The sequence below is a fragment of the Bradyrhizobium sp. S3.3.6 genome, assembly GCF_040546905.1.
Taxonomy (GTDB): Bacteria; Pseudomonadota; Alphaproteobacteria; order Rhizobiales; family Xanthobacteraceae; genus Bradyrhizobium; species Bradyrhizobium cytisi.
Genome location: NZ_JBEPOT010000003.1, coordinates 586,881 through 612,001, shown reverse-complemented (window position 1 = coordinate 612,001; position 25,121 = coordinate 586,881). Strand labels below are relative to the sequence as shown.

The window sequence follows — 25,121 nt, the reverse complement described above, 5'->3', positions numbered from 1 at the left end:
CATGCGCTTCATCCACGTTCTCGTCATCGGCGCGCTGATCTTCGCGGCGGCCTATGTCTACCGGATCAAGATGGATTCCACCGCCCGCACCGAGAAGGTGCTGCGGCTGCACGCGGAGATCCGCGAGCAGCGCGACGCGATCGCGCAACTGCGCTCCGAATGGGCCAGGCTCGATGCTCCGCTGCGCCTGCAGGGCCTCTCCGAGCGGCATCTGCCGCTCAAGCCCGTCAACGGCACGCAATATGATGCGCTGAAGAACCTGCCGGACCGTCCAGCGCGGATGTTCAGGCCGGGCGAGCCTGATCCGATCGGAGCCATGCTCAATACCATCGAAGCTGCGAGCGATCCCGATACGGTGACGGGCTCCGTGCCTCACCCCGAGGACAAGCAATGAGCGCTGTTCCGGCCAAATCCACCGAGCGGCCAGCTGAGCCGTGGCGGCAGCGTCTGATCCGCAGCCTGCTCTACGGGCGCAATGTCGATCGCGCCGCGAAGGCGCGCGCGCGCGTCGGCCTCGCAATGCTCGCCTTTGCCCTGGTCTATGCCCTGATCGGCAGCCGGCTCGTGATGTTCGCGATCGGTGCCGACGCTCACAGTGCGCGTCGTGCCGCCTCGCAGGAAGTGGTTGCGACCGCGCGGCCCGACATCGTCGACCGCAACGGCGCGATCCTGGCGACCGACGTCAAGGCGGCCAGCCTGTTCGGCGAGCCGCGCCGCATCATCGACAAGGACGAGGCGATCGAGCTTCTGACCGCGACGGTGCCCGACCTAGATGAGGCCGAAGTGCGCGAGCGCCTGTCGTCGCGGAAAGGCTTCGTCTGGCTCAAGCGCGAGATCACGCCGAAGCAGCAGCAGGACATCCACAAGCTCGGCCTTCCCGGCATCGGCTTCCTGCGCGAGAACAAGCGCGTCTATCCGACCGGCAACGAGGTCGCCCACGTCATTGGTCTGGTCAACATCGACAACCAGGGCATCGCGGGCATGGAGAAGTGGCTCGACAATCAAGGGCTCGCCGATCTCCACCGCGCGGGCTTTGCCACCGACCGGCTGCAAAAGCCGATCGAGCTGTCGGTCGATTTGCGCGTCGAGCACGCGCTGCGCGACGAGCTTTCGAAGGCCAAGGAGAAGTTCCACGCCAAGGCGGCCTCCGGCATCATCTCCAACGTCAAGACCGGCGAGATCGTGGCAATGGTCTCGCTGCCGGACTTCGATCCCAACAATCCGAAGGAAGCCCACGATCCCGATCGCATCAATCGCCTGACCACCGGCGTCTACGAAATGGGCTCGACCTTCAAGGCCTTCACGCTGGCGATGGCGCTCGACTCCGGCAAGATCAACCTGAACTCGTCGTGGGACGCACGTGGAAACCTGCACTACGGCAAGTTCACCATCCATGACAGTCACAACCTGGGACGTTTCATCAATACGAAGGAAGTGTTCACCTACTCGTCCAATATCGGCGCCGCGCGGATCGCGCTCAACCAGGGTGTCGAGGCGCACAAGGCGTTTCTGGCCAAGATGGGACAATTGACGCGGCTGCGCACCGAGTTGCCGGAGAGCGCGGCTCCGCTGGTGCCGCGCCACTGGGGTGAGCTGAACACTGTCACCATCGCGTTCGGTCAGGGCCTGTCGGTAGCGCCGCTCCAAGCGGTGATGGGCATCAACGCCCTGATGAACGGCGGCTATTTGATTCCGCCGACATTCATGAAACGCAGCGAAGACGAAGCGCGGGCGATGGCCAAGCGCGTGATCAAGCAGGAGACCAGCGACAAGATGCGGTATCTGATGCGGCTCAATGCCGAAATCGGTACCGCCAGGTCCGCCGACGTGAAGGGCTATTACGTCGGCGGCAAGACCGGCACTTCCGAGAAGGTCATCAATGGCCGCTACGCCAAGAAGCGGGTGCTCAACTCCTTCACCGCGATCATGCCGTCCGACGATCCGAAATATCAGATTCTCGTCATGCTGGACGAGCCGCAGGCGTTGCCTGAAACGCATGGTTTCATCACCTCGGGCTTTAACGCGGTGCCCACGGGCGGCAAGGTGATCGAGCGGATCGCGCCGCTCCTGGGGGTCGAACCTCGGTTCGATTTGCCGCCGTCCGACCGCCTTATTCTTGCGGCATCCAGGGCAACCCAGTAATCAACGGGGTGGGCCACTGCCGCTGCTGAGTCGGGATTTTCCCGAAGATTCGGCTTTCCGGCACGGCATGTCGACTGGATGACCATGAAGCTGCGCGAACTCTTGGGTCAGGATGTCTTGGGCAACGATGCCGCGATCGAGCCCGCTGTCGCGGCGCTTGATGTGAGCGGCGTTGCGCTCGACAGCCGCGTGGTCAAGCCCGGCGATCTCTTCTTCGCGCTCGCCGGCAGCAAGACCGACGGCGCGCGCTTCATCGATGCTGCGATTGCGGCCGGCGCCGTGGCCGTGGTCGGCGATCATGCGCCTGATGGCTGCAAGGTGCCGTTCATCGCAACCGCCAATCCGCGCCGCGCGCTGGCGCTGGCCGCGGCAAAATTCTTCCCCACGCAGCCTGCGACCATCGCGGCGGTGACGGGAACCAGCGGCAAGACCTCGGTTGCCGCGTTCACGCGCCAGATCTGGGAGCGGCTGGGCCATGCCTCGGCCAGCATCGGCACCATCGGCCTCGTCTCGCCCAAACGCACGGTTTACGGTTCGCTGACGACGCCCGATCCGATCGCGTTGCATCGGCAGCTCGATCAGATCGCGCGCGAGGGCGTGACGCATCTCGCCTTCGAAGCATCGTCACACGGGCTCGATCAATATCGCCTCGACGGCGTGCGCGTCTCCGCCGCAGGCTTCACCAATCTCTCGCGCGACCACATGGATTATCATCCGACCGTGGCGCATTATCTCGCAGCAAAACTCCGGCTGTTTCGCGAGCTCGTGCCGCCCGGTGGCGCCGCGGTGATCTCGGCCGATCATGAATGCTCGGCGGAAGCGATCGACGCCGCGAGGACGCGCGGTCTGCGCGTGATGGCGGTGGGCCGCAACGGCGACGGGGCAGGTGAGGGCATTCGCCTCGTCAATGCCGAGGTCTCAGGCTTCTCGCAAGAGCTTTCGCTCGTACATCGCGACAGGGCCTATGCCGTCCGGCTGCCGCTGGTCGGCGAATTCCAGATCGAGAACGCGCTGGTCTCGGCCGGTCTGGCCATCGGCACAGGCAGCGATGTGGCCGGTGTCTTTGCGAGCCTCGAACATCTCGAAGGCGCCAAGGGCCGGCTCGAACGCGTCGGCGAACGCAACGGCGCGCCGATCTTCGTCGACTACGCGCACAAGCCCGATGCGCTGGCGAAGGCGTTGCAGGCGCTGCGTCCCTACGCCAGGCGCAGGCTGATCGTCGTGTTCGGCGCCGGCGGCGATCGCGACGCCGGCAAGCGTCCGATCATGGGCGAGATCGCGGCCGAGAATGCCGATCGCGTCATCATCACCGACGACAATCCGCGCAGCGAGAAACCGGAAGCCATTCGCGCCGCGATCCTCGCCACCGCAAAGGGCGCGCGCGAAATCGGCGACCGCGCGGCCGCGATCCGCGCTGCGATCGAGGAACTGGAAGATGGCGATGCACTGCTGGTCGCCGGCAAGGGCCACGAGACCGGGCAGATCGTCGGCGGCGAGGTCCTGCCGTTCAGCGATCACGAGGCGGTTGCCGCCGCACTAGCATCGAGGGTGGCATGAGCGCGCCATTATGGACGCTTGCCGAGGTGGCGCGTGCGCTTGGGGCGGCCGGCTCATTCCCGGACACGCCGATCGACTTCGTCACCCAGGACAGCCGCCTGGTGAAGCCGGGCAGCTTGTTCGTGGCGTTGAGCGGCACGCCGAGCGGCGGCTTCATCTCGGCCTTCGCCAGCGCGCGCGACGGCTGGGAGTTCGCGGACAAGGCGGAAGCGTCGGGCGCGGTCGCGATGATCGTACCGCATGAAATCGCGGGTGTTGGTATTCCGCAGATCGTCGTGAAGGACACGCTGATCGACGGCCTCTGGGGCCTCGCGCGCGCCGCGCGCGCGCGCTTCAACCGGCCGGTGATCGGGCTCACCGGCAGCGCCGGCAAGACCAGCACCAAGGAGTATCTCGCGGCCTATCCCAATGCCTATGCGAGCCCTTCGAGCTTCAACAATTTCTGGGGCGTGCCGCTGACGCTGTGCAACGCCCGGCCCGATGCCAGCCTCTGGGTCGTCGAGATGGGCATGAACCAGACCGGTGAGATCGCGCGACTCAGCGAATTGACGCGGCCGACCGTAGCGCTCGTCGTCAACGTCCAGCCGGTGCATCTGGAAAAGCTCGGCTCGCTCGACGCGATCCGCCGCGAGAAGTTGTCGATCGCGCTCGGCCTGCCGGAGCATGGCGTGCTGGTGCTGCCGGCCGGGATCAAGGCGCCCGACTGGAAGGGCAGGCTGGTGCGCTTCGGCGACAAGGCCGAGGTGCACGAGGTCGCACACGCCCCGCATGGCGAGAGCTGGCAGGTCGTGGCCGCGATCGGCAAGAAGGAGATCGCCTTCAGCCTCACGCCGGGTGCACCGCACCGCGTGCAGAATGCGCTCGCCGCGCTCGCCTCGGTTCATGCCGCGCATCTCGATGTGGCGACGCTCGCGATCAAGCTCGATCGCGTCGGCATCATGACCGGCCGCGGCGTCGAGCAGGCAGTCGGCGGTGTCACCGTGATCGACGACAGCTTTAACGGCAATCCGGCGAGCATTGCCGCCGCGCTGCAAAGCCTGCAGGCGCGCAACGTCACCGGCGGCCGCCGCATTGCGGTGCTCGGCGACATGCTGGAACTGGGCGACGACGCACCGAGCTACCACACCGCGCTGGCCACGCATCTCGACGGCATTGACGGCATCTATTGCGTCGGGCCGCTGATGCGGCACCTCTATGACGCACTTCCCGCCGGCAAGGGGCTCGGCTGGTACGACGATCCCGCAACGCTGAAGCCGGGCGAGGTCGCGGGCCTGCTGAAGGCAGGCGATGTCGTGGTTGTCAAGGGCAGCAAGAAGATGTTCTGGGTCAACAAGTTTGTGCCGGGCCTAGTGGCCGCCTTGCAGGCAAAGGCGTAAACTGCTTGGAAGGCGCTGTTCCCGAATCCCACCGTTTTGCGGCGCCGAGCCTGCAGGTTTCTTGCCGGCAGGTTTCTTAAAGGTCGCCCGACCGATAATGAAGACCGGCGAATGCGCGTGAGGCGAAATCTGCGTCTGAAAAAGCCTGCGTGCGAAAGGCGCCATAGGACCGTCTGAATGTTTTACTGGCTGATCGAGCTCTCCAACACATTTCCGGGCTTCGGTGCAGTGCGCACCGTTCTGAACGTCTTCCGCTACATCACCTTCCGCACCGGCGGCGCCGTGGTCACCGGCGCGCTGTTCGTGTTCCTGTTCGGGCCCTGGATCATCGATCATCTGCGCATCCGCCAGGGCAAGGGCCAGCCGATCCGCACCGACGGTCCGCAATCGCATCTGGCCAAGAAGGGCACGCCCACCATGGGCGGGCTGATGATCCTGTCCGGCCTCACGGTCGGCACGGTGCTGTGGGCCAACCCACTCAATCCCTATGTCTGGATCGTGCTGGCGGTGACGCTCGGCTTCGGCTTCGTCGGCTTCTATGACGACTACCTCAAGGTCACCAAGCAGACCACGAGCGGATTCGGCGGCAAGTTGCGCCTGCTGATCGAGGCGGTGATCGCGCTGGTCGCCTGCTATGCGCTGGTGCGGCTGAACCGCGATCCCGCCTCGACCGCGCTGACTATACCCTTCCTGAAAGACACGGTGCTGCATTTCGGCTGGTTCTTCGTCGTGTTCGGCGCCTTCGTCATCGTCGGTGCCGGCAATGCGGTGAACCTCACCGACGGTCTCGACGGCCTCGCCATCGTGCCCGTGATGATCGCGACCGCGAGCTTTGCGATGATCGCCTATCTCGCCGGCAACGCGGTGTTCGCCGATTATCTCCAGATCAAATATGTCGCGGGCACCGGCGAGCTCGCGGTGCTCTGCGGCGCGCTATTGGGCGCCGGCCTCGGCTTCCTCTGGTTCAACGCGCCGCCGGCCTCCATCTTCATGGGCGACACCGGCTCGCTCGCGCTCGGCGGCATGCTTGGGGCGATCGCGGTCGCGGTGAAGCACGAAATCGTGCTCGCGGTGATCGGCGGCCTGTTCGTGCTGGAGGCGGTCTCCGTCATCGTGCAGGTGGTGTCGTTCAAGCTCACGGGCAAGCGCATCTTCCGGATGGCGCCGATCCACCACCATTTCGAGCAGCTCGGCTGGACCGAGCCGCAGATCGTGATCCGCTTCTGGATCATCTCGGTGATGCTGGCGCTCGCCGGCCTCTCCACGCTGAAGCTGCGCTGACGGTACCACGATGATCCCGGTCACATCCTTCGCCGGCAAGACGGTCGCGGTGTTCGGCCTTGGCGGCTCGGGGCTTGCCTCCTGCCACGCGCTGAAGGCCGGTGGCGCCGAGGTGATCGCCGCCGACGATAGCGCCGAGAACGTCGCCAAGGCGGCGCAGGCCGGGTTCATCACCGCAGATTTGCGCAACGTTTCCTGGGGCAATTTCGCAGCGCTCGTGCTCGCGCCGGGCGTGCCGCTGACCCACCCAGTACCGCACTGGAGCGTGCTGAAGGCGCGCGAGGCGGGCGTCGAGGTGATCGGCGACATCGAGCTGTTCTGCCGCGAGCGCCGCCGCCACGCGCCGAACGCGCCGTTCGTTGCCATCACCGGCACCAACGGCAAGTCGACCACGACGGCGCTGATCGCGCATCTGACCAAGGTCGCCGGCTACGACACCCAGATGGGCGGCAATATCGGCACCGCGATCCTGTCGCTGGAGCCGCCGCGCATGGGTCGCGTCCACGTCATCGAGATGTCGTCCTACCAGATCGACCTCACGCCCTCGCTCGATCCCTCCGTCGGCATTTTGCTCAATGTCAGCGAGGACCATATCGATCGTCATGGCACTATCGCGCATTACGCCGCGGTGAAGGAGCGTCTCGTCGTCGGCGTGCAGGCAGGTGGCACGTCGATTATCGGCGTCGATGACGGCTATTGCCGCGACATCGCCGACCGGCTCGACCGCGCCGGCAAGAACGTGGTGCGCATCTCCATCAGGAATCCGCTGGCGAGCGGCATTCATGTCGAGCATGGCACCATCGTGCGCACCTCGGGCGGCGCGCGCAGCGAAATCGCAAAGCTCGGCGGCATCGGTTCGCTGCGCGGCCTGCACAATGCGCAGAACGCGGCTTGCGCGGCGGCTGCCGCGCTTGCGATGGGCATCAGCCTGGACGTGTTGCAGGACGGCCTGCGCAGCTTTCCGGGCCTGGCGCACCGCATGGAGCAGGTCGGCCGCCGCGGCAATGTGCTGTTCGTCAACGACTCCAAGGGCACCAACGCCGACGCCACCGCGCATGCGCTGTCGTCCTTTGCCGACATCTTCTGGATCGCGGGCGGCAAGCCGAAGGCGGGCGGCATCACCGGCCTCGCCGGCTTCTTCCCGCGCATCCGCAAGGCCTATCTGATCGGCGAGGCCGCGAAGGAGTTTTCCGGCACTCTCGGCTCGGTCGCGCACGAGATCAGCCAGACACTCGACGTTGCCGTCGAGCACGCCACGCGCGATGCGGAAGCGTCGGGCCTGTCCGACGCGGTCGTGCTGCTGTCGCCGGCCTGCGCCTCCTTCGACCAGTACCGCAATTTCGAAATCCGGGGCACCAGGTTCCGCGAGCTGGTGCAGGCGCTGCCGGGTGTGAAGCCGGTGGTGTAGGGCGCGCTTGCTGCACAATCTCTGCTGTCGTCACCCGCGAAGGCGGGTGACCCAGTATCCCAGAGGCGGTGCTTGGGCCGCGACGCCACGGCCTACTGGATACCCCGCCTTCGCGGGGTATGACGGGCATTTGTGGTGGCCGACGTATGCTATCTCGAAAGATAGCTATTCCCTTAACCCCCCGGTAACCAACCTCGGCGACCAATGGGCCGACCTCTGTCCGAAAGCGGCCGCCCATGCTCTCCCGTGAAGAACGCACCCCCTTTACCGAGTGGTGGTGGACCGTCGACAAGCCGCTGCTCGGCGCGATCCTGGTGCTGATGCTGACCGGCGTCATCCTGTCGCTGGCGGCGAGCCCGCCGGTCGCGACCCGCATCGGGCTCGATCCCTTCCACTTCTTCAGCCGCCACGTGATGTTCCTGGCGCCGTCCTTCATGGTGCTGGTCGGCGTCTCCTTCCTGTCGCCGCGCTCGATCCGGCGAAGCGCGCTGATCATCTTCACGATCAGCATTATCCTGATCGTGGTGACGCTCGCGATCGGCCCCGAGGTCAAGGGCTCGCGGCGCTGGATCACGCTGCTCGGCGTCAACATTCAGGCCTCCGAAATCGCAAAGCCGTCGTTCGTCGTCATCGCCGCCTGGCTGTTCGCGGAATCGACCAAGCGGCCGGAGATGCCGGCGACCTCGATGGCGCTGGTGCTGCTGCTGATGCTGGTGTCGCTGCTGGTGATGGAGCCCGACTTCGGCCAGACCATGCTGATCCTGATGGTGTGGGGCTCGCTGTTCTTCATCGCGGGCATGCGCATGATCTGGGTGTTCGGCCTTGCCGGCGCGGCCGCGGCCGGCCTGTTCAGCGCATACCTTTTTGTTCCCCACGTTGCCGGCCGCATCAAGCGCTTCATGAACCCGGCCTCCGGCGACACTTTCCAGGTCGATACTGCGATGGAGGCCTTCTACAACGGTGGCTGGTTTGGCCTCGGACCGGGCGAGGGCATCGCAAAACGCAGCCTGCCGGACAGCCATACCGACTTCGTGTTCGCGGTTGCCGCCGAAGAGTTTGGCATCATCCTGTGCCTGGCGATGCTGACGCTGTTCGCCTTCGTCGTCATTCGTACGCTGTCGCGCGCCTACGCCAATGAGGACATGTTCTCGCGCTTTGCGGCTTCCGGCCTTGCAATCCTGTTCGGCGTGCAGGCGGCGATCAACATGTCGGTCAACCTCCAGCTCATCCCTGCCAAGGGCATGACGCTGCCCTTCATCTCCTATGGCGGCTCCTCGATCATATCGCTGTCCTATGGCGTCGGCATGATGCTGGCGCTGACGCGGCTGCGCCCACGCACCGAGGTCGAGGCCAGCGGCCATGCCGAGGCGATGCGCAGCTACGCGTAGTTTTTCGTCTTTGCGAGCGCAGCGAAGCAATCCAGAATCCCTCCACGGGCACAGTCTGGATTGCTTCGCTTCGCTCGCAATGACGGCGGAGGCCTTGTAAAAGGGCATTCATGCACAATTCCCCCTTGATTCTTCTCGCCGCGGGCGGCACCGGCGGCCATCTGTTTCCGGCCGAAGCGCTCGGCGTCGAACTGATCCGGCGCGGCTTTCGCGTGCGCCTGGTTACGGATGAGCGCGCGCTGCGCTATAGTGGGCTGTTCAGCAAGGACATGATCGACGTCGTCGCGAGCGAGACGGCGCGCAGTCGCAATCCGCTCCAGCTGGCTTATGCCGGCATCACGCTCGCCACCGGCACGCTGTCCGCTTACCGCCTGATCAAGCGATTGAAGCCCGCTGCCGTCATCGGCTTCGGTGGCTATCCGACATTGCCGCCATTGATCGCGGCAAAATTCGCCGGCGTGCCCGGCATCATCCACGAGGCCAATGCGGTGCTCGGCCGCGCCAACCGTTTCTTGTCGAGCCGCGTCCGCGCCATCGCGACGTCGTTGCCGGGCGTGCTCGATCGCGATCCAGCGCTGGCAGCCAAGACCACGACGGTTGGCACGCCGATGCGGCCGACGGTTCTCGCCGCTGCGGCCGAGCCATATGTCGCACCGGAAGTGAATGGCTCGCTGCGCCTGCTCGTCGTCGGCGGCAGCCAGGGCGCCCGGATCATGGCTGACATCGTGCCGGGCGCGATCGAGCGGCTCGAGCCCGCGTTGTGGGGCCGGCTCGTCCTCACCCAGCAGGTCCGCGACGAGGACATGGCGCGCGTGCGCGCGGTCTACGACAAGCTCAAGATCAATGCCGAGCTCGCGCCGTTCTTCACGGATCTGCCGGCGCGGCTCGCCTCGAACGACCTGGTGGTGTCGCGCTCCGGCGCCGGCACGGTCGCCGAGCTCGCCGCGATCGGCCGACCCTCGATCCTGGTGCCGCTGCCGGGCGCGATCGACCAGGATCAGTTCGCCAATGCCGGCGTGCTGGCCAATGTCGACGGCGCCATTCGCATCCCGCAGACCGAGTTCACCTCGGATCGTCTCGCCGCCGAGATATCCGGTTTCGCGGCCGAGCCGGCGCGCCTTGCCGCCATGGCGGCCGCGGCGAAGGGGGCGGGCCGGCTCGACGCCACCGAGCGGCTGGCCGATCTGGTGGTCAAAGTCGCGGGAATCTGAGCCTAAACGGACCGATTTTCGTATTTTTGCCGTCATGGCCGGGCTTGTCCCGGCCATCCACGTCTTGCATGAAGTAGCTTGGGATTCGTGGACGCCCGGGACAAGCCCGGGCATGACGACGGAACCATGGGATAGAGCATGAGACTGCCGCGCGAGATCGGACCCATCCACTTCGTCGGGATCGGCGGGATCGGCATGAGCGGCATCGCCGAGGTGCTGGTCAATCTCGGCTATGCCGTGCAGGGCTCTGACGCCTCCGACAATTACAATCTCGACCGTTTGCGCAAGAAGGGCGCGAAAGTTTCGGTCGGCCATAAGGCCGAGAATGTCGACGGGGCCGAGGTCGTCGTGGTCTCCACCGCGATCAAGCGCGACAATCCGGAACTGATGGCGGCGCGTGAGCGGCGCATTCCCGTGGTGCGCCGCGCCGAGATGCTGGCCGAGCTGATGCGGCTGAAGAGCTGCGTCGCGATTGCCGGCACGCACGGCAAGACCACCACGACCACGATGGTCGCAACGCTGCTCGATGCCGGCGGGCTCGATCCGACCGTGATCAACGGCGGCATCATCAACGCCTATGGCTCCAACGCGCGTCTCGGCGCCGGCGACTGGATGGTGGTAGAGGCCGACGAGAGCGACGGCACGTTCCTGAAGCTGCCGACCGATGTTGCCATTGTCACCAATGTCGATCCTGAGCATCTCGATCACTTCAAGACCTTCGAGGCCGTGCAGGATGCCTTCCGGCATTTCGTCGAGAACCTGCCGTTCTACGGCTTTGCCGTGATGTGCATCGATCATCCCGTCGTGCAGACCCTCGTCGGCAAGATCGAGGACCGACGCATCATCACTTACGGCGCGAATCCGCAGGCCGATGTGCAGTTTGTCGATCTCACGCCGATGGGGGGCGGATCAAAATTCAAGGTCGCGTTCCGTGATCGCAAAACTGGGGCTGTGCACGAGATCGCCGATCTCATGCTGCCGATGCCGGGCCGTCACAATGCCTCCAACGCGACGGCCGCGATCGCGGTCGCGCGCGAGCTCGGCGTTTCAGATGACGCGATCCGCAAGGCGATTGCCGGATTCGGCGGCGTCAAGCGCCGCTTCACCAAGACCGGCGAGTGGAGCGGCATCACCGTGATCGACGATTATGGCCATCACCCGGTCGAGATCGCCGCGGTGCTGAAGGCGGCGCGGGAATCCACCAACGGCAAGATCATCGCCGTGGTGCAGCCGCATCGCTACACCCGCCTGCAATCGCTGTTCGAGGAATTTTGTACCTGCTTCAACGATGCCGATGCGGTCGTTGTCGCCGACGTCTATGCCGCCGGCGAGACGCCGATCGACGGCATCGACCGAGATCATTTCGTAGCTAGCCTGCGTGCGCATGGCCACCGCGAGGTGATCCCGTTGCCGGCAGCCTCCGAGCTTGCGGACATCGTCAAAGGCGTGGCGAAGTCGGGTGATCTCGTCGTCTGTCTCGGTGCCGGCAACATCACGCAATGGGCGTACGCACTTCCCGATCAACTGAAGGCGCTGGGATAGGGCGGTGATTTTGATCTCGCTATTCACTACAGAGCACACTGCGCTCCCTCCCCCCTTGTGGGGGAGGGCGGGGGAGAGGGGTAGCCACACACTCCGACGCTTGGGGCTACCCCTCTCCCTGATCCTCCCCCACAAGGGGGGAGGGAACGGAGAGAGCCTGCCCGACTCACTCGAGGAAGCTGCATGAGCTTCCCCGACATCACGCCCGATCTCAAAGCCGCGGTGCCGGATCTTCGCGGGCGGTTGCTGGCCAACCAGTCGCTAGCCGAGCTGACCTGGTTTCGCGTCGGCGGACCGGCGCAGGTGCTGTTCACGCCGGCGGACGAGGATGATCTCGGTTATTTCCTCGCGCATCTCGCCAAGGATATGCCGGTCTATGTCGTCGGTGTCGGCTCCAACCTCATCGTGCGCGATGGCGGCATTGCCGGCGTGGTGATCCGGCTGGCGCCGCGCGCTTTTGGTGAGGCCACTGCGAACGGTGACGTCGTCACCGCAGGTGCGGCTGCGCTCGACAAGCGCGTCGCGGAGGTCGCGGCTTCTGCCAATATCGGCGGGCTCGAATTCTATTCCGGCATTCCCGGCACGATCGGCGGCGCGCTGCGCATGAACGCGGGCGCCAATGGCGGCGAGACCAGGGACGTGCTGATCGAGGCGCGCGGCGTCGGGCGCGACGGCACGAAGCAAGTATTCTCCAACGCCGGCATGAAATTCGTCTACCGCAATAGCGGCGTCGACCCCTCCATCATCTTCACCTCCGCCCGCTTTCGCGGCGAGATCAGGGACACCGATGCGATCCGCGCGCGAATGGCGGAGGTGCAGAACCACCGCGAGACGGCGCAGCCGATCCGCGAAAAGACCGGCGGGTCGACCTTCAAGAATCCGCCCGGCCATTCCGCCTGGAAGCTGGTCGATGCCGCAGGCTGCCGCGGCCTGCGCGTCGGCGGCGCGCAGGTCTCCGAGATGCACTGCAATTTCCTGATCAACACGGGCGATGCCACCGCGCACGACATCGAGACGCTGGGCGAGACGGTGCGCGAACGCGTGAAGGCGAATTCCGGAATTGAGCTGCACTGGGAAATCAAGCGGATCGGGGTTTCCGCTTGAACGACGAGGCAAACAGGCGACAAGAGAACATGCGCACCACGATCCTCTTTGGCGGCTCCAATCGCGAGCGTCTGGTTTCCGTCGCTTCAGCCCAGGCGCTGCATCAGGCACTGCCCGAGGCCGATCTCTGGTGGTGGGACGTCGAGGACAAGGTGCACGTCGTGCAGACCAAGCAGCTGCTCGAACATTCCCGGCCCTTCGAGGACGAGTTCAAGCCTGGCACGCGCGGCATTCCGCTGGCGCAGGCGCTCGACAGGGCCAGGACTGAAGACCGCGTCCTCGTGCTCAGCCTCCATGGCGGCAGCGCCGAGAACGGCGAATTGCAGGTGATGTGCGAGGCGCGTGGCGTGCCGTTCACAGGCTCCGGCTCGGCCTCCTCGCATCTCGCCTTCGACAAGATCGCGGCCAAGCGCTTTGCCGCGCTCGGTGGCGTGACGCCGCCCGAGAATATCGCACTCGAGAAGATCGATGATGCCTTCGCCGAGTACGGAAGGCTGATTGCAAAGCCGGCGCGCGATGGCTCCAGCTATGGCCTCATCTTCGTCAACGCCAAGCAGGATCTCGTCGCCGTCCGCAATGCCGCGAAACACGAGGAATATGTGATCGAGCCGTACATCGCCGGCGTCGAGGCGACCTGCGGCGTGCTGGAGCGCACCGATGGCTCGATCATCTCGCTGCCGCCGATCGAGATCATTCCGGGCGAGGGCAGTTTCGACTACGCCGCAAAATATCTTTTGAAGTCGACCCAGGAAATCTGCCCGGGCCGCTTCACCCCCGAGGTCACCGCCGCGCTCAAGACCCAGGCGATGCTGGCGCATCGTGCGATGTCCTGCGCCGGCTATTCCCGCTCGGACTTCATCGTCTCGGAGAAGGGGCTGGTCTATCTCGAAACCAACACGCTGCCCGGGCTGACCAAGTCCTCGCTCTACCCCAAGGCGCTGAAAGCCGAGGGCATCGCGTTTGTCGACTTCCTCCGCGACCTGATCGAGCTGGCGGTGCGGCGGGTGCGGAAATAGTTAGGATTGGTTAACGGCTGAGAGGGCGAAAACGGCCGGTTTGGTGCCTAAAACCGGTAAAATGCCGGATATCGTGGCATAACTGCCTCACAGAGCTGGGCAAAAAGCATTCTCCGTTAACGAACTTTACCTTTTGTTTACCAGGAAGTCCGAAGGTTAACGCTGGCGGCGCATATGGCGTTTTGGCTGCCGGTGCGTGAGCTGTTTCGGATTGTCCCCGACCGGCGAACGCTTTGAAGGGGAGCGGTTTCTTCTGCCGAAGACCCTCACCCGGCCCGGCAGACCGAGACGTCACATTCGCCAGGACCCGCGCGGTGTCGTGGGCAAACTGTTGACGAGCTCGTGCAATGGATGGTGCAGGAAGCCTCACCCGGTCGTTTTTGAGATCGCTGAGGCCCCAAGCTGACCTGAAGGCGGCCGCTATCGGAGCGGTCGTGCTTCTGCGCGAGTGGGTCCAGGACAAGCGCCAGGAAAGACTTGAGCAGACGCGCGCTGCTGCAAAGCAAAGGATCAAGGCCAAGGCTGTCGTCGAGCGCGAGCCGCCACCGCGCCTGGTCGCGCTGGTCGAGCGCTATCTGCCGCGCCGGGTCGGGATCAGCTTGACCGTGCTGCTGCTGATCGGCAGCTGCGGCCTCGGCACCGTCAAGGGCGGCCATCTCCAGGATTTCATCACGGCGGTCAGCGACGCGCGCAACGCCATGGCCAATTCAGCCGGCTTCCGCATCACCTCGGTCGTGATCAACGGCCGCAAGCAGCTCAGCCAGGACGAGATCCTCGCGATCGGCGGCGTCAGCGGCCGCTCTTCGCTGCTGTTCCTCGCTGCCGATGACGTCCGCGATAAGCTCAAGGCCAATCCCTGGATTGCGGACGCGACCGTGCTGAAGCTCTATCCGGGCCGGCTCATGATCGAGATCACCGAGCGCAAGGCGTTCGCGCTGTGGCAGGATGCCGGCCGGCTTTCCGTCATCGCCGATGACGGCGCGCTACTCGAACCCTATGTCTCGCGCCGGTTCCTGTCGCTGCCGCTCGTGGTCGGCAAGGGCGCCGACACGCAGGCCCGCGACTTCCTCGCGCTGCTCGCCCGCTATCCGCAGGTGAACTCGGTGACGAAAGCCGCGATCTATGTCGGTGAGCGGCGCTGGAACCTGAGGCTGAAGGACGGCCTCGACATTCGCCTTCCGGAGCAGGATGTCGGCAACGCACTGGCTGCGCTCTCCAAGCTCGATAAGGACGACAGGCTGTTCTCGAAGGATATCGTCGCGATCGACATGCGCCTGCCCGACCGTCTGGTGGTGCAGCTGTCCGATGACGCCGCAAAGTCGCGCGAGGATCTGTTCAAGGACAAGAAGAAAAAGAAGGCCGGGGACGCCGCATGACCGGTCTTGATCGCACCCAGACGCCGAAGACGCGCCCGATGCCGCACAAGCGCGGCGGTCTCGTCGCCTGCCTCGACATTGGCACCAGCAAGATCGCCTGCATGATCGCGCGGCTGAAGCCGTCGGCGCCGAGCGAGGCCTTGGGCGGCCGGACCCACGCGGTCGAACTGATCGGTTACAGCCAGATCCAGTCGCGCGGCATGAAGGCCGGCGCGGTGGTCGATCTCGCCGAATGCGAGCAGGCGGTGCGTCAGGCCGTCGGGCTTGCGGAGAAAATGGCCAAGGTCCGGGTCGAGTCCGTTTTGCTGTCAGTCTCCGGCGGTCGTCTCGCGGGCCAGCTGGTCGAGGCGGCAGCCGATATCCGCGGCGGCGCGGTGACGCCGGCCGATGTCAGCCGCGTCACCTCCACCGGCATGCGCCACGCCACCGGCGAGGGCCGTACCGTGCTGCATGCGCTGCCGGTCGGCTACACGCTCGATGGCGTCAAAGGCATCCGCGATCCCCGCGGCATGGTTGCGCATCAATTCGGCGTCGACATGAATGTCGTCACTTGCGACGCCACCGTGGCGAGGAACCTGATGCTGGCGGTGGAACGCTGCCATCTCAACGTCGAAGCCATGGCGGCGAGCCCCTATGTGGCCGGCCTGTCGGTGCTAACCGACGACGAGGCCGATCTCGGCGCTGCCGTGGTCGAGATGGGTGCGGGCACCACCACCATCGCGGTCTATTCCGGCGGACGTTTCGTGCACGCGGCCGGATTTGCGGTCGGCGGGCAACACATCACGATGGATCTCGCGCGCGGACTCTCGGCGACCATTGCCGATGCCGAGCGAATCAAGACGTTATACGGCACCGTCATCACCGGCGGATCGGACTCGCGTGAGCTGATGTCTGTACCGACAGCCGGTGACGACCAGGATCTGCCGCAGATCGTTTCGCGCGCCACCATCGCCACCATCGTCAAGCATCGTGCCGAGGAAGTCTTCGAAATGGTTCGGGACAAGCTGAAGGATTCGCCCTTCGCGGCAGAGCCTAAGGGCCGTGTCGTGCTCTCCGGCGGCGCCTCGCAGCTCACCGGCCTCGTCGAGCTCGGAACCCAGATTCTCGGCCGGCCCGTGCGGGTCGGACGTCCGCTCGGTTTTGGCCGGCTGCCCAACGAGGCGAAGAACGCCGCGTTCGCGGTGCCGGCCGGACTTCTCGTCTACCCGCAATATGTTCACCACGAACATGTCGAACCGCGGCAAACGCGGCAGCAGGTCAGGACAGGAACAGGCGGTTATTTCGGAAAGGTCGGACGATGGCTACGCGAGGGCTTCTGATGACCGCTTTCCTCAATTGTCGATTTTCACCAACTCCCGCGGCCGCAGGCCGGGGCGAACCCACGCGCGCGTGATCGAGAGGCAAACATGACCATCAGCATCAATGCTCCTGATATTCACGAACTGAAGCCCCGCATCACCGTGTTCGGCGTCGGCGGCGCCGGTGGCAACGCCGTCAACAACATGATCACGGCCGGCCTCCAGGGCGTCGACTTCGTGGTCGCCAATACCGACGCGCAGGCGCTGACGATGTCGAAGGCGCAGCGCATCGTGCAGATGGGCACCGCGGTGACGCAGGGCCTCGGCGCCGGCTCGCAGCCGAACGTCGGCGCTGCTGCCGCGGAAGAAGTCATCGACGAGCTGCGCGACCATCTCTCGGGCGCCAACATGGTGTTCGTCACCGCCGGTATGGGCGGCGGCACCGGCACCGGCGCAGCTCCCGTCATCGCCAAGACCGCCCGCGACATGGGCATCCTCACGGTCGGCGTCGTGACCAAGCCATTCCACTTCGAAGGCGGCCGCCGCATGCGCACCGCTGAAGCCGGCATCAACGAGCTTCACAAGGTTGTCGACACGCTCCTGATCATTCCGAACCAGAACCTGTTCCGGGTTGCCAACGAGAAGACCACGTTTGCCGACGCCTTCGCGATGGCCGACCAGGTGCTCTACTCGGGCGTGGCCTGCATCACAGATTTGATGGTCAAGGAAGGCCTGATCAACCTCGACTTCGCCGACGTCCGCGCCGTCATGCGTGAGATGGGCAAGGCGATGATGGGCACCGGCGAAGCCTCCGGCGACAAGCGCGCGCTGACCGCCGCCGAGGCCGCGATCGCCAACCCGCTGATCGACGACAGCTCGATGAAGGGTGCCAAGGGCCTCCTCATCTCCATCACCGGCGGCAAGGATCTCACCCTGTTCGAGGTCGACGAAGCCGCGACCCGCATCCGCGAGGAAGTCGACCAGGACGCCAACATCATCGTCGGCGCGACCTTCGACGAAGCGCTCGACGGCCTGATCCGCGTCTCGGTCGTCGCCACCGGGATCGAGCAGGCTGCGATCGCCCGCAACACCCAGGGCACCAGCGCTCCGGTTGCGAACGCGGCACCTCAGGTCCAGCAGGCTCCCGCGGCTCCGGCGGCCGCTGCCGAGAGCCGTCTCGCCGACCTGACCGCGCGTCTCCGCGCCGACAACCAGCGCATGGCCGAGCGCGCTCAGAAGCTGGAATCGCAGATCCCGGGTACCGCGCCGGTCGCTGCTGCTCCGATCGCGCCGCGTTCCAATGTCGAACGTGCGGCGCTTGCGGCCATCGCGGCTGCCGTTTCCGAAGTCCCGCAGGCGCCCGCGCCGATGCAGACCTATGGCGACGTCACCGTGCGCCCGATCGCGCAGAAGCCCACGCTGTTTCCGGAGCCCGAGCAGGCGCCGATGGCCATGCATGAGCCAATGACGCCGGAAACCTTCATCCCACCGCAGGCCGAGCGTGCCCCGGCGCGCGCGCCGCGGATGCCGCGCCTCGACGAGCTGCCGATGCCGGCCCAGGCCGAGCTGCGTCAGGCCCGTGGCGAGGTTGAGGAAGAGACGCCGCAAAAGACCCGCCTGTCGCTGCTCCAGCGCCTTGCCAATGTCGGCCTCGGTCGTCGCGACGAGGAGACCGAGGCCCCGATCGCCGCCCGCACCGCCGGTCCCGCCATGCCGGCGCTGCCCGAGCGCAAGGCGCAGCGAACGGTGCAGCAGCAGATCGCCGCCAGCGAACCGGTGTCGGAATATGCCCGCCGGCCCGCGCCGCAGGGTCTCGACGCCCATGGTCGCCCCGCGCCTGTTGCGCCGGCGCCACAGGGAGACGACCATCTTGATATCCCGGCCTTCCTGCGGCGGCAGGCGACCTGAGGATTGTTACAATAAGGCAGACGCAGAAAGGCCCCGGCGGGAAGCTTGCCGGGGCCTTTCCTTTGGTCCCGTGCATATCCGGATTGGGCGTTCAAGCAACTGATTTTAAATCATTAATTACAGGTTCGGTGCTTCAGTAAAGCTGCCGATAACGGCCCCAAACCCCGGCGCAATTTGGTTAAGCCTTGGCGCGAATACGGCTGGTTTGGGGTAACAATCGGTAAAAAAGCGTGAGTTGGCGCTGTTTAAGGCAGTGACTATGGTTCGGCGTGACTTGGGGATACGGAGATTCGGACGGTCGATCTCGATCGATCAGTCGGGTTTAGTATAAGTCGCAATGGGTCGTAGTGGGGCGGTTCCTGATGAAATTTAGCCGGCAAACAACGCTTCGCGCACAAGCCAGTGTGGCCGGCGTCGGCGTTCATTCCGGTCTTCCAGTCACCCTTACGCTCGGACCTGCACCTGTCGATGCAGGCTTTATTTTTGTCCGCACCGGACTCGACGGACGTGACCGCGAGATCCAGGCGACCGCCGAGCAGGTGATCGCGACCGACTTCGCGACCGTCCTCGGCGATCGCAGCGGTCCGCTGGTTTCTACCGCGGAGCACGTGCTGGCTGCGCTGCGGGGCATGGGTGTCGACAACGCCACCATAGAGGTCGACGGTCCCGAGGTGCCGATCATGGACGGCAGCGCCGCTGCGTTCATCGCGGCGATCGATCAGGCCGGTATCGTCAACCAGCCGGCGCAGCGCCGGTTCATCCAGGTTTTGAAGCCGGTCTCGGTCAAGATCGGCGACGCCTTCGGCGAGATTCGGCCCTACGCCAACGGCTTCCGCGCCGAGGTGGAGATCGACTTCACCAATCCCGTCATCGGCCGGCAGAGCTGTGGCTTCGACGTGAGCCCCGAGCGCTTCCGCCGCGAAGTCGGCCGTGCCCGGACCTTCGGTCTGATGGGTGATGTTGCCCGGCTCTGGAGCGCGGGCTATGCGCTCGGCGCCTCCTTTGAAAATACCGTCGTGTTCGACGACGAGCGGCTGCTCAACACCGAGGGCCTGCGCTACGCCGACGAATGCGCCCGCCACAAGGTGCTGGACGTGATCGGCGATCTCGCGCTGGCCGGCCTGCCGCTGCTTGGCGCCTATCGCTCGGTGCGTGGCGGTCACAAGCTCAACCACGCCGTCCTGACCGCATTGCTCGCCGACCGTACCGCCTGGCGGGTGGTCGAGGGCGAAGCGGCCCGCCGCACCACGCGTCCTGTGGTTGAAGTCGGCAGCGGTATTGTTGGCGGCCGGATCGCTGCGGCCTATGGGCCGGACGTGTCCTGAAGCCTGCTGCGACTGGCGTTTTATCTGGGAAACTCCTGGTAACCATGATCGGCTAGCATTGCGGCGTTTTCGCCTTAATCCGGGCGGAATGCCTGCCTATCCGATAGGTTAACAATCGTTTTTCGGTTACACCGACGTGGTCGCATGGCAGGCACCACGGTCACATTTCGCGCCCGTGACGGGGATCATGGGCTGGCGGGCACCGCATCACAGGGCGTCAGGTCTTAAATTCATGTCGGCACAGCGTATGACGCGCGGATATCTCTTGGCCTCTCCAAAAGCTCCGACCGGGATTCGTCGGCTGCTTCAGGCCGCGACCCTCTTTCTGCTCGCCTTGCCGCTGGCCGGCTGCGGCACCGGCTCGCTCTGGGACAAGTTCACCGCCAAGGACGATACCTTCGTCGAGGAGCCTGCCGACAAGATCTACAATGAGGGCTTGTACCTCATGAACGAAAAGAAGGACATGAAGGCGGCGAACAAGAAGTTCGAAGAGGTCGACCGCCAGCATCCCTATTCCGACTGGGCGCGCAAATCGCTGCTGATGTCGGCTTACGCGTCCTACCAGGGCGGCGACTATGACAGCTGCATCGGCGCTGCCACCCGCTACGTCACCCTGCATCCCGGCAGCCCGGACGCCGCTTATGCGCAGTATCTGATTGCCGCCTCGCATTACGATCAGATCCCGGACATCAGCCGCGACCAGGCCCGCACCGAGAAGGCGATCGCCTCGCTGGAAGAGGTGGTGCGCAAATATCCGACGTCGGAATATGCGACCTCCGCCAAGGCCAAGATCGAGGGCGCGCGCGATCAGCTCGCCGGCAAGGAAATGAATGTCGGCCGCTACTACATGCAGAAGCGCGACTACACGGCGGCGATCAACCGCTACAAGGCCGTGGTGACGCAGTACCAGACCACGCGCCACGTCGAGGAGGCACTCTACCGCCTCACCGAGGCATACATGTCGATCGGCATCGTCGGCGAGGCCCAGACCGCCGCCGCCGTGCTCGGGCATAATTTTCCCGACAGCCGATGGTACAAGGACGCCTATAATCTTGTAAAATCCGGCGGTCTCGAGCCGAGCGAGAATCAGGGGTCCTGGATCAGCCGGACCTTCAAGGGGATAGGCCTCTAGGTCTCGGCTAGGAAATCTGGTTCCATGCTGGCGCGTCTGTCGATCCGTGACATCGTCCTGATCGAACGGCTCGATATCGAATTCGCCACCGGACTTGCGGTTTTGACCGGCGAGACCGGTGCGGGCAAATCCATCCTGCTCGATGCCTTTGCGCTGGCGCTCGGCGGCCGCGGCGACGCCGGCCTCGTGCGCCATGGCGCGGAGCAGGGGCAGGTTACGGCCGTCTTCGATATCCCGAAGAATCATCCCTCGACGAAAATCCTCGCCGAGAACGGGCTCGACGATACCGGCGAGATGATTCTCCGCCGCGTGCAGCTCGCCGACGGCCGCACCCGCGCTTTCATCAACGATCAGGCGATCAGCGTGCAGACCCTGAAGGCGGTCGGCGCCGCGCTGGTCGAGATCCACGGCCAGCATGACGAGCGCGCGCTGGTCGATGCCGCCACCCATCGCCGCCTGCTTGATGCCTTTGCCGGCCTCGAAAAGGATGTCGCGGCCGTCGAAGCCCTCTGGGACGCGCGCCGCACCGCCAACACCGAGCTGGAAGAGCACCGCGCCGGCATGGAGCGCGCCGCGCGCGAGGCCGACTATCTGCGCCACGCCTCCGACGAGCTGAAGCGGCTCGCGCCGAAGGACGGCGAGGAGACCTCGCTCGCCTCGCGCCGCACCACCATGATGCAGGGCGAGAAAATCGCCTCCGATTTGCGCGAGGCGCAGGAGGTCGTCGGCGGCCATCATTCGCCGGTTGCCGCCCTTTCGACCGCCGTGCGCCGGCTGGAACGCCGCGGTGTCAATTCGCCGGCTCTGGTCGAGCCCGCGGTGAAGGCAATCGACATCGCGATCAACGCGCTGGAGGAGGCCGACCAGCATCTCCAGGCCGCACTTGCCGCGACCGACTTCGATCCGGCCGAGCTCGAACGCATCGAGGAGCGGTTGTTCGCTCTGCGCGCCGCCTCGCGCAAATATTCGACGCCGGTCGATGGCCTGGCGGCACTTGCCGCCAAATACGCCGCCGACGTCGTGCTGATCGATGCCGGCGCCTCGCGCTTGAAGAAGCTGGAGCAGGCCGCGATCGAGGCCGATGCACGCTATGCGGCGGCTGCGAAAAAGCTCTCGGCAGCGCGGCAGAAATCGGCCGAGAAGCTCAACAAGGCCGTCAATGCCGAGCTCGCGCCGCTCAAGCTCGAACGCGCGAAATTCATGACGCAAGTCGCCACCGACGAGGCCGCGCCGGGGCCGCAAGGCTTCGATCGGGTCGAGTTCTGGGTGCAGACCAATCCGGGCACCAGGCCGGGGCCGATGATGAAGGTCGCCTCCGGCGGCGAGCTCTCGCGCTTCCTCTTGGCGCTCAAGGTCGTGCTGTCCGATCGCGGCTCGGCGCCGACCCTGGTGTTCGACGAGATCGACACCGGCGTTGGCGGCGCGGTCGCGGATGCCATCGGCGGACGGCTGGCGCGGCTTGCCGGCAAGGTTCAGGTGATGGCCGTGACCCATGCCCCGCAGGTTGCGGCGCGCGCCGACCAGCATCTGCTGATTTCCAAGGATGCGTTGGACAAGGGCAAGCGCGTCGCCACCCGCGTCAACGCACTCGCCGCCGACCACCGCCGCGAGGAAATCGCCCGCATGCTCGCCGGCGCCGAAATCACGGCCGAGGCGAGGGCTGCCGCGGACCGGCTGCTCAAGGCAGCGACGGCCTGATTTTTTTGTCCCGGACGCGCGAAGCGCGAGCCGGGACCCGGAATGCCGCCCCCGTGGGCCCCGGCTCTGCAATGCACCGCTGAAGAAGCGCTGCATTGCGTCCGGGGAACAAGACCTCCGCCCGCCTTTACCCTCCCGCCCGCTCCGTCGTATCCAAGCACCATGGCAAGAGCAGCAAAATCCAAGACGCTTCGTGACGTCGCCGACCTCACCAAGGCGCAGGCCAAGGTCGAGCACATGCGGCTGTCGCTCGAGATCGAGGGACACAACGAGCGCTACTACCAGGACGACGCGCCGACCGTGACCGACGCAGAGTATGACGCCCTGCGCCAGCGCCTCGATGCGATCGAAAAACGCTTTCCGGAATTCGTCAGTGGCGATTCGCCCTCACAGAAGGTCGGCGCGGCGCCATCCGGGCGCTTCAGGAAAGTCCGGCATTCCGTTCCCATGCTTTCGCTCGACAACGCCTTTGCCGAGGAGGACGTCCGCGACTTCGTCGGCCGCATCGTGCGCTTCCTCAAGCTCGACGACGACAAGGTCAATTTCTCGGCCGAGCCGAAGATCGACGGCCTGTCGATGTCGCTGCGCTACGAGGGCGGCGAGCTCGTCACCGCGGCGACGCGCGGCGACGGCGCAATCGGCGAGGATGTCACGGCCAACATCCGCACGCTCGAAGACGTGCCGCAGAAGCTGAAGGGCCGCAACATTCCCGATATCTGCGAGGTCCGCGGCGAGGTCTACATGACCAAGAAGGCCTTTCTCGCGCTCAACGAGCGGCAGAAGGCGGCTGGCGATACCATCTTCGCCAACCCGCGTAATTCGGCCGCGGGCTCCCTGCGGCAGAAGGATCCGACCATCACCGCATCGCGCCCGCTCGGCTTCTTCGCCTATGCCTGGGGCGAGATGAGCGCGATGCCCGAGGACACGCAGAGCGGCATGATCCACTGGTTCGAGCGCTGCGGCTTCAAGACCAATCCGCTGACCAAGCTATGCCACTCGGTCGAGGAACTGATCGCGTTCCATCAGAGCATCGAGGAAGAACGCGCCGAGCTCGACTACGATATCGACGGCGTCGTCTACAAGGTCGATCGCATCGATTGGCAGGAGCGGCTCGGTTTCGTCTCGCGCACGCCGCGTTGGGGCATCGCGCACAAATTCCCGGCCGAACGAGCCGTGACGGTGCTGCGCGACATCGAGATCCAAGTCGGCCGTACCGGCTCGTTCACGCCGGTCGGCAAGCTCGAGCCGGTCGGCGTCGGCGGCGTGATCGTGCAGAACGTCACGCTGCACAACGAGGACTACATCAGGGGCATCGGCAACAAGGGCGAGGTGCTGCGCGAGGGGCGCGACATCCGGATCGGTGATACCGTCGTAGTCCAGCGCGCCGGCGACGTGATCCCGCAGATCGTCGACGTCGTCCTCGACAAGCGCCCGAAGAGCGCCAGGGAATACCACTTCCCGAAGAAGTGCCCGTGTCCGCTGCATACCGACGTCGTGCGCGGGGAGACGGCCGCCGGCGAAGAGGAATCCCGCGCCCGCTGCACCGGCGAGTTTGCCTGCCCCTATCAGAAGATCGAGCATCTCAAGCTGTTCGTGTCGCGGCGCGCCTTCGACATCGACGGTCTCGGCGAGAAGCAGCTGCAGCATTTCTTCGATGAAGGATGGGTGAAGGAGCCCTCCGACATCTTCACGCTGGAGAAGCGCAATGCGAAGCTCAAGCTCGAGGAGATCGAGGGCTACGGCGTGACCTCGGTCCGCAATCTGTTCGGTGCCATCGAGAGCCGGCGCAAGATCGCGCTGGAGCGCTTCGTCTATGCGCTCGGCATGCGCCATGTCGGTGAGACAACCGCCTTGGCGCTCGCGCGCGGCTACGGCTCCTGGGAGGCCTTTCACGATGCCTGCCTCAAGGTCGCCAAGGGCGACGAGGAGGCGATGGCGGAGATGGATGCGCTCGACCAGATCGGCCACACCGTGATCAAGAGCATCGCCGATTATTTCGGCGAGAGTCACAATCGCGGCATTGTCGAGCGGCTGACCAAGGAGGTCGAGATCGTCGACGCGGAGAGGCCGAAGAGCAACTCCGCGGTCGCCGGCAAGACCGTGGTGTTCACCGGCTCCCTGGAGAAGATGACGCGCGACGAAGCCAAGGCGACCGCGGAGCGATTGGGCGCCAAGGTCTCGGGCTCGGTGTCGAAGAAGACCGATCTCGTCGTCGCCGGCCCCGGCGCGGGCTCGAAGCTCGCAGAGGCTAACAAGCACGGCGTCAAGGTACTGACCGAGGACGAGTGGCTCAAGCTGATCGGAGAGTGAGGTCTCTCCTCGTCATTGCGAGGAGCCCTTGCGACGAAGCAATCCAGAC

Annotated in this window: 18 protein-coding genes; all 18 read left to right on the top strand. The window is 65.3% G+C overall.

Annotated features, from left to right (window positions below; translation table 11 throughout):
* The first annotated feature begins 1 nt into the window (after position 1).
* The 18 genes from ftsL to ligA all read left to right on the top strand — a co-directional run bounded on the left by ftsL (position 2) and on the right by ligA (position 25,072).
* Positions 2-394: a cell division protein FtsL gene (gene ftsL / locus ABID59_RS11700; protein WP_354083480.1), complete on the top strand. Its 393-nt coding sequence runs from the start codon at positions 2-4 to the stop codon at positions 392-394.
* A complete protein-coding gene (locus ABID59_RS11695) occupies positions 391-2,142 on the top strand; it encodes a peptidoglycan D,D-transpeptidase FtsI family protein (protein ID WP_354083479.1) in 1,752 nt (583 codons plus the stop codon). Before ftsL ends, ABID59_RS11695 begins: the two co-directional genes overlap by 4 nt.
* Positions 2,143-2,226: 84 nt before the next feature.
* Complete coding sequence (locus ABID59_RS11690) at positions 2,227-3,699, top strand: UDP-N-acetylmuramoyl-L-alanyl-D-glutamate--2,6-diaminopimelate ligase (RefSeq protein WP_354083478.1); 1,473 nt, start codon at positions 2,227-2,229, stop codon at positions 3,697-3,699.
* Positions 3,696-5,075: a UDP-N-acetylmuramoyl-tripeptide--D-alanyl-D-alanine ligase gene (locus ABID59_RS11685; protein ID WP_354083477.1), complete on the top strand. Its 1,380-nt coding sequence runs from the start codon at positions 3,696-3,698 to the stop codon at positions 5,073-5,075. Before ABID59_RS11690 ends, ABID59_RS11685 begins: the two co-directional genes overlap by 4 nt.
* Before the next feature lie 177 nt (positions 5,076-5,252).
* Positions 5,253-6,356: a phospho-N-acetylmuramoyl-pentapeptide-transferase gene (mraY, locus tag ABID59_RS11680; RefSeq protein WP_148754087.1), complete on the top strand. Its 1,104-nt coding sequence runs from the start codon at positions 5,253-5,255 to the stop codon at positions 6,354-6,356.
* Between the two features lie 10 nt (positions 6,357-6,366).
* A complete protein-coding gene (murD, locus tag ABID59_RS11675) occupies positions 6,367-7,764 on the top strand; it encodes a UDP-N-acetylmuramoyl-L-alanine--D-glutamate ligase (protein WP_354083476.1) in 1,398 nt (465 codons plus the stop codon).
* Between the two features lie 236 nt (positions 7,765-8,000).
* On the top strand, positions 8,001-9,152 hold the full coding sequence (gene ftsW, locus ABID59_RS11670) for a putative lipid II flippase FtsW (RefSeq protein ID WP_148754090.1): 1,152 nt from the start codon (positions 8,001-8,003) through the stop codon (positions 9,150-9,152).
* A 110-nt stretch (positions 9,153-9,262) separates the two neighbouring features.
* Positions 9,263-10,363: an undecaprenyldiphospho-muramoylpentapeptide beta-N-acetylglucosaminyltransferase gene (murG, locus tag ABID59_RS11665; protein ID WP_354083475.1), complete on the top strand. Its 1,101-nt coding sequence runs from the start codon at positions 9,263-9,265 to the stop codon at positions 10,361-10,363.
* A 138-nt stretch (positions 10,364-10,501) separates the two neighbouring features.
* The gene (gene murC / locus ABID59_RS11660) at positions 10,502-11,905 is read left to right on the top strand and encodes a UDP-N-acetylmuramate--L-alanine ligase (RefSeq protein ID WP_354083474.1); all 1,404 of its coding nucleotides are present in this window, start codon (positions 10,502-10,504) and stop codon (positions 11,903-11,905) included.
* Between the two features lie 183 nt (positions 11,906-12,088).
* The gene (gene murB / locus ABID59_RS11655; protein WP_354083473.1) at positions 12,089-13,009 is read left to right on the top strand and encodes a UDP-N-acetylmuramate dehydrogenase; all 921 of its coding nucleotides are present in this window, start codon (positions 12,089-12,091) and stop codon (positions 13,007-13,009) included.
* A gap of 29 nt (positions 13,010-13,038) precedes the next feature.
* The gene (locus ABID59_RS11650) at positions 13,039-14,025 is read left to right on the top strand and encodes a D-alanine--D-alanine ligase family protein (protein ID WP_354083472.1); all 987 of its coding nucleotides are present in this window, start codon (positions 13,039-13,041) and stop codon (positions 14,023-14,025) included.
* A 347-nt stretch (positions 14,026-14,372) separates the two neighbouring features.
* Positions 14,373-15,401 (top strand): cell division protein FtsQ/DivIB, encoded by a 1,029-nt coding sequence (locus ABID59_RS11645; protein WP_354083471.1) that lies wholly within the window; start codon positions 14,373-14,375, stop codon positions 15,399-15,401.
* Complete coding sequence (gene ftsA / locus ABID59_RS11640) at positions 15,398-16,720, top strand: cell division protein FtsA (RefSeq protein WP_354034272.1); 1,323 nt, start codon at positions 15,398-15,400, stop codon at positions 16,718-16,720. The genes ABID59_RS11645 and ftsA overlap by 4 nt, the downstream gene beginning before the upstream one ends.
* An 87-nt stretch (positions 16,721-16,807) precedes the next feature.
* Entirely contained in the window at positions 16,808-18,607 is a 1,800-nt protein-coding gene (gene ftsZ, locus ABID59_RS11635; protein ID WP_354034271.1) for a cell division protein FtsZ, read from the top strand.
* Between the two features lie 362 nt (positions 18,608-18,969).
* Positions 18,970-19,932 (top strand): UDP-3-O-acyl-N-acetylglucosamine deacetylase, encoded by a 963-nt coding sequence (gene lpxC / locus ABID59_RS11630; protein ID WP_354083470.1) that lies wholly within the window; start codon positions 18,970-18,972, stop codon positions 19,930-19,932.
* A 232-nt stretch (positions 19,933-20,164) separates the two neighbouring features.
* Complete coding sequence (locus tag ABID59_RS11625; protein ID WP_354083469.1) at positions 20,165-21,064, top strand: outer membrane protein assembly factor BamD; 900 nt, start codon at positions 20,165-20,167, stop codon at positions 21,062-21,064.
* 24 nt (positions 21,065-21,088) lie between these two features.
* A complete protein-coding gene (recN, locus tag ABID59_RS11620; protein WP_148754100.1) occupies positions 21,089-22,762 on the top strand; it encodes a DNA repair protein RecN in 1,674 nt (557 codons plus the stop codon).
* A gap of 162 nt (positions 22,763-22,924) precedes the next feature.
* Positions 22,925-25,072, top strand: coding sequence for an NAD-dependent DNA ligase LigA (gene ligA, locus ABID59_RS11615; RefSeq protein WP_354083468.1), 2,148 nt, complete (start codon positions 22,925-22,927; stop codon positions 25,070-25,072).
* Positions 25,073-25,121: the final 49 nt, after the last annotated feature.